At 68.9% G+C, this 11,998-nt stretch carries 10 protein-coding genes; 5 read left to right on the forward strand and 5 right to left on the reverse strand.

Annotated features, from left to right (window positions below):
• Positions 1-4: 4 nt before the first annotated feature.
• Complete coding sequence (locus ACYVBN_RS02520) at positions 5-829, reverse strand: hypothetical protein (protein WP_460599149.1); 825 nt, start codon at positions 827-829, stop codon at positions 5-7.
• A 109-nt stretch (positions 830-938) separates the two neighbouring features.
• Positions 939-3,041: an acyltransferase family protein gene (locus tag ACYVBN_RS02525; RefSeq protein ID WP_460599150.1), complete on the reverse strand. Its 2,103-nt coding sequence runs from the start codon at positions 3,039-3,041 to the stop codon at positions 939-941.
• A 400-nt stretch (positions 3,042-3,441) separates the two neighbouring features.
• On the opposite strand from ACYVBN_RS02525, the gene poxB reads away from it, so the two are divergent.
• Both poxB and asnB read left to right on the forward strand, forming a co-directional pair.
• Positions 3,442-5,166: a ubiquinone-dependent pyruvate dehydrogenase gene (gene poxB, locus ACYVBN_RS02530; RefSeq protein ID WP_460599151.1), complete on the forward strand. Its 1,725-nt coding sequence runs from the start codon at positions 3,442-3,444 to the stop codon at positions 5,164-5,166.
• 150 nt (positions 5,167-5,316) lie between these two features.
• Positions 5,317-7,974, forward strand: coding sequence for an asparagine synthase (glutamine-hydrolyzing) (asnB, locus tag ACYVBN_RS02535; RefSeq protein ID WP_460599152.1), 2,658 nt, complete (start codon positions 5,317-5,319; stop codon positions 7,972-7,974).
• Position 7,975: 1 nt separating this feature from the next.
• On the opposite strand, the gene ACYVBN_RS02540 is transcribed toward asnB, so the two are convergent.
• Positions 7,976-8,722: a TerC family protein gene (locus ACYVBN_RS02540; RefSeq protein WP_440282691.1), complete on the reverse strand. Its 747-nt coding sequence runs from the start codon at positions 8,720-8,722 to the stop codon at positions 7,976-7,978.
• A gap of 174 nt (positions 8,723-8,896) precedes the next feature.
• On the opposite strand from ACYVBN_RS02540, the gene ACYVBN_RS02545 reads away from it, so the two are divergent.
• Positions 8,897-9,166, forward strand: coding sequence for a F0F1 ATP synthase subunit epsilon (locus ACYVBN_RS02545; RefSeq protein ID WP_440282692.1), 270 nt, complete (start codon positions 8,897-8,899; stop codon positions 9,164-9,166).
• A 10-nt stretch (positions 9,167-9,176) separates the two neighbouring features.
• On the forward strand, positions 9,177-9,605 hold the full coding sequence (locus ACYVBN_RS02550) for a DUF2550 family protein (RefSeq protein WP_460599153.1): 429 nt from the start codon (positions 9,177-9,179) through the stop codon (positions 9,603-9,605).
• 93 nt (positions 9,606-9,698) lie between these two features.
• Here the strand turns inward: ACYVBN_RS02550 and ACYVBN_RS02555 are convergent, their stop codons facing one another.
• Together ACYVBN_RS02555 and ACYVBN_RS02560 are read right to left on the reverse strand one after the other, a co-directional pair.
• Positions 9,699-10,673, reverse strand: coding sequence for a hypothetical protein (locus ACYVBN_RS02555; protein ID WP_460599154.1), 975 nt, complete (start codon positions 10,671-10,673; stop codon positions 9,699-9,701).
• A gap of 146 nt (positions 10,674-10,819) precedes the next feature.
• Entirely contained in the window at positions 10,820-11,446 is a 627-nt protein-coding gene (locus tag ACYVBN_RS02560; RefSeq protein WP_460599155.1) for an ATP:cob(I)alamin adenosyltransferase, read from the reverse strand.
• Positions 11,447-11,639: 193 nt separating this feature from the next.
• On the opposite strand from ACYVBN_RS02560, the gene ACYVBN_RS02565 reads away from it, so the two are divergent.
• A complete protein-coding gene (locus tag ACYVBN_RS02565; RefSeq protein ID WP_440282696.1) occupies positions 11,640-11,993 on the forward strand; it encodes an STAS domain-containing protein in 354 nt (117 codons plus the stop codon).
• Positions 11,994-11,998: the final 5 nt, after the last annotated feature.

An 11,998-nucleotide genomic window follows, 5' to 3' on the forward strand; every position in this document is an offset into this window, starting at 1 on the left:
CCGGTCAGTTGTCGATCTCCGCGCGGGCGGCCAGCGCCATACAGCCGCCGAGCGCGGCAACGAACCCCAAGCCGGCGACCACCGGGAAGCCGGACCGCACCCCGTCGCCCAGGAAGGCCAGGCCGATGGCTGCCGGTATGACGGTCTCCGTCGCGAAGGTGATCGCGGCGACGCTGGTCGCCCGGCCGCGGTCCAGCGCGAAACCGTAGGCCACGACGGCCACCGCGCCGGCGACCACCAGCGCCCACAGCTGCGGCTGGAAGACGGTGTGCCACCACGGGTTCGACGGATGGAGCACCCGCGCGACGATCCCGGTAAGGCCGAAGCCCAGACCGCTCGCGACGGCCAGCACGACAGCGGAGCGGTCGGGCCCGTGATCGAGCAGGCCCGCCACGAACAGCGCCGCCACGACGACGCCGCCGGCCAGCAGCAGCCAGCCGCCGGAGCCGGCGATCGTGCGGGCCGGCCCCTCGCGTGCGCTGGCCGCCAGGAGCACCAGGCCCAGTCCGACCACGGCCAGGGCAGCCACCTCCCGTCCGGAGAGCCGCACCCCGAGGAAGAGGACCGCCAGCACGGCCGTCACCCCGACGGACGACGCGAGCATGGACTCCACCAGGAAGAGCGGCAAAGTCTGCAGCGCGGCCAGACTGGCCAGGAATCCGCCGCCGTCCAGCGCGAGCCCGACGCCGTAGAGCCAGCCGGCACGGCCGCGCTGCCACAGCGATGATCCGGCCGGTGCCTCCGCCAGGCGCCGGACGCCGACGGCCTGCAGCACGGTTGCGGCGCCATACGCGATGGCGGCCACGACGGCACCGGCGATGGCGAGCATGCGGTGATCGTGCCATGGCGGGCCCATGGTCGCCGCGCGCGGCCGGGACCCGGCCGGGACCCGGGCGCCGGAACCAGCCAGCGGAACCAGGCAGCAGAACCCAGGCCCGTCAGGCCAGAGCCGCGAAGTCGATCTGCTGGGCGAGCACCGGCTTCAGCCGCTCGGCGTAGGTCGTCGACAGGTGGTGGTCGTCGCGATAGACGATCGTGCCGTCCACGACGATCGGGCACACGTTGTCGGCGCACTCCCACGGCATCATGTCGACGTAGTGGGCACCGGTCTGTGCCGCGCTGGCCTTCCAGGCCGCGTCACGCGCGAACGTGACGGGGTTCGGCGGCTTCGCGCAGGTGCTCATGTCGGCCGACCGAGCGCCGAGGCAGGTGCCGGCGTCCTTGGGCAGTCGTGACTGGTCGGAGATGATGTCGACCTGGCCGGCCAGCCCATGCAGCTTCTGCAGCGTGCGGGCCGCACCCGCCTGGAAGAGTTTGGTCCCCTCCGCATCGGAGATCTTCTTGCCCTGGGCGTCCAGGATCGGGGTCTTCAGCAGGCCACTCAGGATGACCATCTGCGGTTTGAGTGTCTTGATCTGCTGCAGCGCCCACTTCCGGTAGGTGTCGCACTGCGTGTAGGGGCCGCCGAGGTAGTTCTGCAGCACGTCGGCGGGCAGGCAGTTGGCCTTGATCAGCGGGATCAGCTTGAGGTGGTGCTGCTTGGCCAGCGCACTGAGCGGCTTGAGCCATTGCGCTGCGTGTGAGTCGCCCCAGACGACGACGCTCTTCGACGCCGTGGTGTCCCCCTCGGGACAGATCTTGTGCGAGGTCTTCTCCTTGTTGCCGGCCCAGCACGGGCTCGGCGGCTCGGTCGCGTCCTCGGACAGGTGCACCAGGCTCGGAATGAGGGTGTCCGGCAGGGCGGCGCCGGCTTTGGCCTTGGAACTGGCGGTCGCGACCTCCTGACGCAGTGCCGAGACAGCGGACTTCTTGGTTGCTTCCTTCTGCGCCAGTTTGTGGGCCGTCGCGGCAGTGGTCGTGGACTGCGCCATCGTCGTCTGGTGCACCCAGATGGTCGGCACCAGCACCAGCGCCAGCGCGGCCGGCCACATGGCCAGGGCGCGCAGGTTGGTGTGTCGCGCGCGCCGCCTGCTGCGGAACGGCGTCTCCACGTAGCGGTAGCACAGCCAGGACAACCCGATCGTCAGCACGATGAGCGCCAGCTTGTAACGGATGCGCAGATGGCCGCCGGCATACGCGGTGGTGAGCACCAGCACCGGCCAGTGGATCAGGTAGACCGAGTAGGAGATGTCACCCACGAAGCGCAACGGCCGGAGGCTGAGAGCTGCGGTGGCGCCATACCGGGGGCCGTCGATGCCGCCGGCCAGGATGAGCACGGCGCCGAGCACCGGAACGAGCGCCGCCGAGCCCGGGAACGGCGTCGAGGGCGTGTAGAGGACCGCCGCGACCAGGACCGCGGCGAGGCCGGTCCACGACATCACCGCCTTCGCCACGGCGGGCAGCTGCCCCACGCGATGCGCGGTCAGCGCGAGCAACGCACCGAGTCCGAGCTCCCAGCCGCGGGTGAAGGTCGAGAAGTATGCCGAGTGCGGCGAGGAGGTCGTGTCGTGGATCGACCAGAGGAGGGAGACGATGCTCAACAGGGCGATCAGCACCGTCGCCCGACGCAGGGCCTGCACGCGACCCAGCGCGATGCGACTGCGGGTGGCGCGGGGACCGCCGACCCGGCTCTCTCGGCGACGCCAGGGGATCACCAGCATCAGCGCGATGAGCACCGGCCACAGCAGGTAGAACTGCTCCTCGACGGCCAGCGACCAGAAGTGCTGGACCGGGGTCTCGAAGAGCGCTGGTGCGAAGTAGTCGGTGCCGGCCTGCGCGAAGTTGAGGTTGGCGGCGAAGAATGCGGCCCAGATGACGTCGCTCGCCACCTTGGCCAGGTCACCGTCGGTGTAGACGAACATCGACACCAGCAGCGTCAGCAGCAGGGTCACCGAGGCTGCCGGAAGGATGCGTCGGGCGCGGCGTGCGTAGAAGGTCGCGAAGGACACCTTGCCGGTGTTGTGCACCTCGCGGGCCAGCAGTCCGGTGATCAGGAAGCCGGAGACGACGAAGAAGACGTCGACCCCGATGTAGCCGCCGCCGAGCCAGTGCTTGATGTTGGCGTGACTGGCGACGACCAGGAGTACGGCGATCGCCCGCATCCCCTGGATGTCGGACCGTTGCGCATGGCTCTTCGCGGCGCCGCCGGCCGCACCGCCGCGGCCCTGGTGTGCCGACCTTTCGCCACGGGGCCGGGCGTGCGACGGGCCAGGATGCCCCGTCGCTTCCGAAGCGTCCGTGTCTGGAGGAAGCACTGTGGCCACCGGTCACCCTTTGATCTGATCGACTGCATGGGACATCCGCGATGGGTCTGTTTCTGTCAACGGATGCTTGATCACGATTCCATAAATTCACTGTGAAAAGCCAACTGAGCACCTATGCGCATGTCGTTCTCGCCATCGATCATGCCGGACCGCTGCGCGGCCAGGGGCGGGACACTCCGGCCGACCGCACGACCCGCCACCCACCGCCCGGCGTGCCGCACGGGCCACAATGGGTGACATGGCAACGATTGCGGACTCCATCATCCGGACCCTCAAGGCCAGCGGCGTCCGCCGCTTGTATGGCGTGCCGGGCGACTCCCTCAACGGCCTGACCGACGCGCTGCGCCGAGACGGCGACCTGCAGTGGGCGCACGTGCGCCACGAGGAGGTCGGCGCGTTCGCGGCCGGCGCGGAGGCACAGCTGACCGGTGAACTCGCGGTCTGCGTCGGCAGCTGCGGTCCCGGCAACGTGCACCTCATCAACGGCCTGTATGACGCCGGGCGCAGCCACGCGCCGGTCCTCGCGATCGCCGCGCAGATCCCGCGGGAGGAGATCGGCAGCGGCTACTTCCAGGAGACCCATCCGACGCAGATCTTCGACGAGTGCAGCGTGTATGCCGAGCTGGTGTCGTGTCCGGAGCAGTTCCCGGTGGTGTTCCAGCAGGCGTTGCAGGCCGCGATCACCCGCCGCGGCGTCGCGGTGTTGGTCGTGCCGGGTGAGATCTTCATGGCGGAGTGGTCCGGACCGGACGTGCTGCCGGTGCGCACCCGGGAGACCGTCGTGCTGCCGCCGACGGCCGACCTCGACGCCGCCGCGGACGTGATCAGCCGCGCGAAGCGCCCCGCCATACTCGCCGGGGCCGGTTGCGCGGGCGCGCACGACGAGCTCGTCGGGTTCGCGCAGGCGATCAAGGCTCCGGTCGTGCACTCGCTGCGCGGCAAGGAATGGGTCGAGTGGGACAACCCGCTCGACGTCGGGCTGACCGGGCTGATCGGCTATGACTCCGGGTATCGCGCGATGGAGCACTGCGACGTGCTCATCATGGCGGGAACGGACTTCCCCTACCGGCCGTTCCTGCCCGACGACGTGCCGGTGATCCAGATCGACGTGCGGGGTGAGCGCATCGGGCGCCGGGTGCGGGTGTCGCACCCCCTGGTCGGCACCGTCCGCGACACCCTGCCGCAGCTGCAGTCCCGGATCACGCCCGGCAGCGACGGCGACTTCGCCGACCGGATCGTCAAGCACCACCGCAAGCGCCGGGCCAAGCTGGACGAGCTGGCCGAGCCGGGCAAGCCGGCGGAGACGCCGCTGCACCCGCAGTTCGTGACCGCCACGATCGACGAACTGGCGACCGACGACGCCGTCTTCACCTGCGACGTCGGCACGCCGACGGTGTGGGCCGCGCGCTACCTGCGGATGAACGGCCGGCGCCGGCTGCTCGGCTCGTTCAACCACGGGTCGATGGCCAACGCGCTCGCCCAGGCGATCGGCGCCGCGGCGGCATACCCGCAGCGACAGGTGATCGCGCTCGCCGGCGACGGCGGCCTGGCGATGCTGCTGGGCGACCTGATCACGCTGCGCCAGCTGGACCTGCCGGTGAAGGTGATGGTCTACAACAACAGCGCGCTCAGCTTCGTGGAGCTGGAGATGAAGCAGGCCGGGCTGATCAACTTCGGCACCGGCCTGGACAACCCGGACTTCGCGGCCATCGCCGACGCCGTCGGCATGCGCGGACTGCGCGCCGAACGCACCAGCGATGTCGTCGACACCGTCCCGGAGGCGCTGGCGTATGACGGCCCGGCGCTCGTCGACCTGCGGGTGGCGCGGCAGGAGTTGTCCCTGCCGCCGAAGATCACCCTGTCGCAGGTCAAGGGCTTCACGCTCTACGCCACGCGCACCGTGCTGTCCGGCCGGGGCAGCGAGATCGTCGAGCTCGCCCGCACGAACCTGGGCCAGCTGTAGCTGCACGCTGGTCGAGTACCGGGGGAGCGCAGCGGAGGAGGTGTATCGAGACCAAGTGCGCCGCGCACGTGGTCTCGATACGCTCGTACCTCGCTACTCGACCGACATGCCGTTTAGGCCGGTCGGGGCAGGACAAATAAGCTGGCCCGCATGTGTGGAATCGTCGGATACCTCGGCCCGGGTGGCAACGCGGCAGTGCTGCAGCGGATGAACGACTGCCAGGCGCACCGGGGTCCGGACGGCGAGGGCACGTTCACCGACGGCCCGGTCGGACTGGGCCACCGCCGCCTGTCGATCATCGACGTGGCGCACGGTCAGCAGCCGATGACCACCGCCGACGGCCGCTACACGATCGTCTACAACGGCGAGGTCTACAACTACCTGCCGCTGCGCGAGGAGCTGCAGGCCCTCGGCCACGAGTTCAGCACCGACTCCGACACGGAGGTGGTGCTCGAGGCGTTCGCGCAGTGGGGCACCGAGGCGTTCGACCGGTTCAACGGCATGTGGGGGCTGGCGATCTGGGACGCCCAGGAGCACCGGCTGACCCTCAGCCGTGACCACTTCGGCATCAAGCCGGTGTATGTCGCCCAGGTCGGCGACACGTTCCTGTTCGCCTCGGAGATCAAGGGCATCCTCGCCTCCGGCCTGTATGACGCCACACCCAACGACCGCACGATCTACCGCTACTTGCGGTTCCGCATCCACGAGGACGGGCGCGAGACCTTCTTCGACGGCATCGAGCGGCTCGAGCCGGGCGAGGCCATGACCATCGAGGCGACCGCCGACGGCACCAGCACCACGCGGGCGCCATACACCCGGCTGCGCGAGGAGCTGGCCGAGCTGGCCACGGAGCAGCGCCCGTATGACGCAGCGGCTGCCGCGGACTACAAGGCCCGGCTGATCGAGGCCGTGCGGCTGCGCCTGCAGTCCGAGGTGCCGGTCGGCACGTCGCTGTCCGGTGGCCTGGACTCCAGCGCGGTCGCCGTGATCATCAACCAGCTGCTCAATGACGGTGACGCGACAACCGCGGAATCTGTTGGTGGCAAACAAAATACGTTCTCCGCGGTCTTCCCGGGCTCGCTGAACGATGAGGAAAAGTACGTCGACGCGGTGCTCGACATCTGCCGGGGACACGTCGACGCACACAAGATCAAGCCGACGGCCGATGAGTTCAAGGCCGACATGCGCGACTTCATCCGGGCGCAGGAGGAGCCGCTGATCTCCTCGGGTCCCTACGCGCAGTACCAGGTGATGCGCGAGGCCACCCAGCACGTCACGGTGCTGCTCGACGGCCAGGGCGCCGACGAGATGATGGCCGGCTACATCCCCTACTACTTCGTCTACCTGCGCCAGCTCAAGGCACAGGGTGCCAAGCGGGCGGCCGCCGAGCTGTCCAAGAGCCTCGATGTCATCTACCGGCTCGGCCGGTTCAAGCTGCAAGCCAAGCTCAAGGGCCGCAAGGGCATCCCGATGACCCAGCTGCTGGCCGACGACTTCGTCGCAGCCCACACGGGGGAGACCTACACCGTCGAGGGCGCCAACCTCAAGAAGCGGCTCATCGAGGACCTCTTCGTGGGTTCGTTGCCGTCGCTACTGCGCTACGAGGACAAGAACACCATGCGCTTCTCGCTCGAGGGGCGCGTGCCGTTCCTCGACAAGGAGGTCGTGAAGTTCATCTTCAGCCTTTCCGACGAGGCGATCATCAAGGGCGGCTGGAACAAGCGCGTGCTGCGGGACGCCACCCGCGGCCTGCTGCCCGACATGATCAACCGGCGCCGCAACAAGATCGGCTTCACCACCCCGCAGGGTGAGTGGTTCATGCGGCTGAAGAACCACTTCTACAACATCTTCCTCTCCGAGTCGTTCGCGAACCGGCCCTACTTCGACCAGTCGGAGGTGCTGCACGCCTTCGAGGGCTGGATCAAGGGCACCAACGACGTCGACTCGATGGTCTTCTGGCGGATGCTCAACGTCGAGCTGTGGCTGCAGGAGTTCTTCGACGAGAAGCAGCCCGAGGACGACCGGCCCGCGCGTATCAAGACCGACCTCGAACCCAACGAGGGGAAGCAGCTCGACCTGGTCACCGCCACCGGCGCGACCGTGCGCCGCTACCCGCTGCGCACCGAGCTGTTCAGCCGCGACGACGACCTCGACAAGCGGGTGCTGGAGCAGGTCGACCGCTTCTTCCAGACGCTGCAGGGCGACCCGCAGCACGCTGCCGAGCTGGCCGGAAAGCGTTGGTATTACTTCATTTCCGAGAAGATCGTGGCCATCACCCAGGGGCGTTCCTACTTCATCTGGGACATCAACGTGGGTCGGCCGGCGCGGGTGCTGTCCAAGTACGTCACCCGCACCCCGGCCGGCATCGGGCTCGGCTCGCCGTTCACCATGCAGCTGGCCATCCAGGAGGCCGGCCTGCCGCGGGTGCTCTACGCCAGTGCCGGGGGAGCGGTCGGCAAGCTGATCGGCAAGCGGGGACTGTTCTACGAGCTGGTCGGCGGTGACATCCGCGCCATCGACGGCCCGACCGAATACTCGGCATACCCCTCGAATGTCTCGGCGAAGCTGGCGCCCAAGGACCCCGACGACGTCGCCGCCCGGCTCTCGGCCGCGATCCGCGAGCGCGTGCCGGCGGCATACAAGGACACCTTCGGGGGCACGATCGTCATGGACGCCAACGACATCGGCCGCAACGTGCTGGGTGCCGACGTGCCGGGCGACCGGGCGCGATTCGAGGAGATGTTCGCCGACAACCCGCTGGGGCAGGGCGGCGAGCAGACGCCGATGGCGATCGTCGTGGAGCGCTGACTCAGTCCGCCGGCGTCAGCGCCGACCGACGCTCCGCCTGCCGCTTGCGGTAGGTGAGGTTGAGCGCCTCGACGGCCATCGCGAAGGCGATCGGGCCGTAGATCACCGGCTTGTCGATGTGTATGTCGAAGCTCTCGCCGATGAGTGTCGAGCCGATCAGCACCAGGAAGCTCAGCGCCAGCATCTTGACCGTGGGGTGCCTGTTGACGAAGGCGCTGATGCGTCCGGCGAACACCATCATCAGTCCGATCGACAGGGTGACCGCAGCGATCATGATCGCCAGCTGGTCGACCATGCCGACGGCGGTGATCACCGAGTCGAGCGAGAAGACCGCGTCCAGCAACAGGATCTGGACGATGATGCGGGCGAAGCTGCTGGTGCCGCCGGTGGACGCAGCGGTCGTCTCCTCGCCGGCGCCCTCCAGCTTCTCGTGGATCTCGGTGACGGCCTTGTAGACCAGGAAGAGGCCGCCCACCAGCAGGATCAGGTCGCGACCGGACAACTGAAGGGCGTCGGAGGTGCCGATCGAGACGATCGTCGCCGTCAATCCGATGATCCAGGAGGCGACGGCCAGCAGCAGGATGCGCAGCACCAGTGCCAGCGCGAGGCCGATGGTGCGTGCCCGGGCGCGCTGCCGCTCCGGCAGACGGCCGGTCAGGATCGAGATGAAGACGACGTTGTCGATGCCGAGCACGAGCTCGAGGGCGAAGAGGGTCAGGAAGGCGACCCAGAGGTCGGGGCTGGTCATGAAGGCCATGGGATCGGTTCAACGCCGTTGCGGTGCTGTCGGTTCCCGTGTCGATCCCGCCGATCGGCGGGATCGCGCACCAAGCACCCCCTCCGGCCCGGTAAGCTGTAAGGCAAGGTCCACCCGTCCCGTCCGGTGGATTCTTCGCCGTACATCTCAAGGAGCTGACTCTTCGTGAGCCTGCAGGTCGAAATCGTCGCCCCGGACCGCATCGTGTGGTCGGGTGACGCACGCCAGCTGTCCGCCCGCACCGTCGAGGGTGAGATCGGCATCCTGCCCGGTCACGAGCCGATGCTCGCGGTGCTCGGCAACGGTGACGTCCTGGTCGACCCGGTCGACGGGCAGCGCGAGACGGTCACCATCGACGGCGGCTTCATGTCGGTCGACAACGACAAGGTCACGCTCGTCGCCGAGCGCGTCGACGCCGCCGGCCTCGGAGCCTGAAGGAGCACGGATGATCGCGACGATCGACTGGGCAGCAGTCGGTCTCGCGTGCCTGGCCCTGTTGGTCGTGCTCGGGCTGGGCTCCCTGGTGGTGCGTCGCCGGCTGATCGCCCGCGGTGAGCCGCTGGCCATGGTGGCCGTGCAGCGCCGCGAGGGCTGGAAGCTGGGCATGACCCGCTTCAGCACCGACAGTGTGCAGCTCTACTCCGTCATCGGGGTGGGCGTGCGCCCCCGTGCCGTATGGCGCCGCGGCGAGCTCGATCTCGGTGCGCCCACCCCGCTGACCCGCAACAGGCCGATCGCCATCGTCGACCCGGTCCAGGTCGAGTGCACCCTCGGCACCGAACGTTTCCTGATCGCGATCGCGCCGGGCGACTACACCGCGTTGCGTTCCTGGTCCGAGTCGGCTCCGCCCGGGCTCAACGCCAACGTGGCCTAGCGGCTCCGCCCCGTCTCGCCGCCGACTGGCACACTTCCCGCCGAGTGGCACTCCTGCACATGTGCCACTCGGCGGGAAGTGTGCGACTCGTCGTCAACTGTGCCGGTCGGCGAATCGCGGACGTCGTGGCTGAGCGACCGGGTCCCACCGGCGCCATGCGGCATCTGCTGCCGGGCGCACGCCCGCGGCATATAGAATCCGACGTAGTGGTTCGCCCTGCCATGCCTCCCGCCATACCCAGCGCTCGACCCCGAGGCCGGTACGCCGGATGCGACCCTCCCGGCGCTTCTCCTTCCAGAGCACGTCCGGCGAGATGTACTTGATCTTGCCGTCGAACTCGCCGACCAGTCCGGGCCAACCGAAGTCGGCGTAGCCGAAGCAGCCACCGTCGTCCTCGAGCTTGACCTGCAGATCCGGTTGCGCGAGGCCGAGCTCGTACATGCGCGCGCGGCTGAGCGACTCACCGGGCGACTCCGAGCGCCCGTCCGCGAGATGTATGGCGAGCGCGGCGCGACGCTTCCCTCGCGCGCCGCGGGGGAGCCTGGCGACCTCCTCGTCGAGTTCGGCCAGCGAGCATTTGCCGGCGTGCAGTGCAGCATCAGCCACGACCAGCCCCTGCGCCAGCGTCCCGACCCGCGCGAGGTCCACGACAGTGCGCGGGACCGGCGTGACGGGGAGCCCGTGGGACTCCGCGGGCGCCGGCAGGTCGGCAACCCGATGCCGCCGGATCAATCCGGTATGTCCGCCTGCAGTCGTCACCAGCACATCGATCCGCGGCGCCCAGCCACCCAGGACCGGGAGCTCGTGCAGCACCGCGGCGGCGTGGCGACAGGCGATCGGGGCGGGCTCGGTGAACATGGCGTCGTAGGTGCTGAGCACCAAGCCCCGGAAGCGGTTCGCGTCGTCCAGCTCCGACCATCGCTCGGCAGCGACATAGCCGCCGCGGCGCACCCGGGCGAGCCGTGGATCGGCTCGGCGTGCCTCCTCCCACGGTTGCATGCCACGTCTTTGCAGCTCCGCGGAGCTCAGGATCTCCTGTGGTCGTAGCCGCTCGACGTCATCGCGCATGCCTCGATCGTGGCGGCTCGCCGGTGGTCGTGGTCGTTGTCCACAGGTCCCCACGTCGACTCGCACACTTCCCGCCGACTGGCACACATGTAGCTGTGCCAGTCGGCGTCAAGTGTGCTGGTCGGCGGTATGACGCCACGGATGGCCTACCGCTGCTGACGCTCCTCGCGGCCGCCGCCGGGCTGCCAGAGCACGTCACCGCCGGGCAGGTTGGCGACCCGAGCGGTCAGGAAGAGCAGGTCGGACAGCCGGTTGAGGTATTGCGCCGTGAGCGGATTGACGCCGCCGGTGCCCTTCGGGCTGCCGGCCGGTGCCTCCGTCTCGCCATACGTCTCGATCGCCAGCCAGGCGGCTCGCTCGGCGCGACGCGCGACGGTCCGCGCGACGTGCAGGTGCGCCGAGCCCACGGTGCCGCCGGGCAGGATGAAGGACCGCAACGTCTCCAACTCGTCGCCGAGCCGGTCGCAGTCGGCCTCCAGGTCGTCGATCCACGGCTGCTTCACGCGCAGCGGCGGGAACTCCGGGTCGGCCACCAGCGGCGTGCACAGGTCGGCACCCACGTCGAAGAGTTCGTTCTGGATGCGGTGCAGCATGGTCACCAGATCCTCCCGCAGTGCGCCGGCGGCGACGGCGAGCCCGATGACGCTGCCCGTCTCGTCGGTGTCGGCGTAGGCGGTCAGCCGCGGGTCGTTCTTGCCGGTGCGGCTGAAGTCCCCGAGAGCTGTCGTGCCGGCATCGCCGGTGCGGGTGTAGATGCGGCTGAGGATGACCATGGGCCCATCGTGGCAGCCTCGTGACGGACCGCTCACATCGGCCGACGTGCCACGATCGTGACACCGGTTATCAAAACGTGACCGGATCCTGGACAACAATGCCGCGTCGTCGTGCGTCAATGAATGCGTGAGCCGCGACTGCGAGCGGTTCAGGAAGACGTTCAGACACCCTGACGGGGAAGGTGGCGGAACGATGACGCGGTTCGGAGACCAGGCAAGGATCGACGTGCTTCGACGGGGGACGGAGATATCCGTCACCGGGGAGCTCAATGTGCACACGGTGGCCGATGTCCGGGTGGCTTTCGGCGAGGCCATCGACAGCGGCATCGGTGATCTGGTGGTGCATCTCGGCGAGGCCGAGATCGGTGACGCAACCGGCCTGGGCGTCATCGTGGGTGCACACCATCGCGCGCTGCGCGCCGACCGCCGGCTGGTGCTGGCCGACGCGTCGATGCGCCTGGAGCGGTTGATGCGAGCGACCGGCCTGCACCGGGTGATCCCGTTGTCGCGACAGCTGCTCCCGCAACCGGTCATCCTGCCGGTCTGAGACCG

Source organism: Flexivirga lutea, assembly GCF_054778955.1.

Coding starts and splice junctions, on each gene's coding strand:
- ACYVBN_RS02520 (WP_460599149.1), bottom strand. CDS start 829: ATGCTCGCCATCGCCGGTGCCGTCGTGGCCGCCATCGCGTATGGCGCC.
- ACYVBN_RS02555 (WP_460599154.1), bottom strand. CDS start 10,673: ATGCGCGATGACGTCGAGCGGCTACGACCACAGGAGATCCTGAGCTCC.
- ACYVBN_RS02525 (WP_460599150.1), bottom strand. CDS start 3,041: ATGCGGGCGATCGCCGTACTCCTGGTCGTCGCCAGTCACGCCAACATC.
- ACYVBN_RS02560 (WP_460599155.1), bottom strand. CDS start 11,446: ATGGTCATCCTCAGCCGCATCTACACCCGCACCGGCGATGCCGGCACG.
- ACYVBN_RS02540 (WP_440282691.1), bottom strand. CDS start 8,722: ATGACCAGCCCCGACCTCTGGGTCGCCTTCCTGACCCTCTTCGCCCTC.
- poxB (WP_460599151.1), top strand. CDS start 3,442: ATGGCAACGATTGCGGACTCCATCATCCGGACCCTCAAGGCCAGCGGC.
- asnB (WP_460599152.1), top strand. CDS start 5,317: ATGTGTGGAATCGTCGGATACCTCGGCCCGGGTGGCAACGCGGCAGTG.
- ACYVBN_RS02550 (WP_460599153.1), top strand. CDS start 9,177: ATGATCGCGACGATCGACTGGGCAGCAGTCGGTCTCGCGTGCCTGGCC.
- ACYVBN_RS02565 (WP_440282696.1), top strand. CDS start 11,640: ATGACGCGGTTCGGAGACCAGGCAAGGATCGACGTGCTTCGACGGGGG.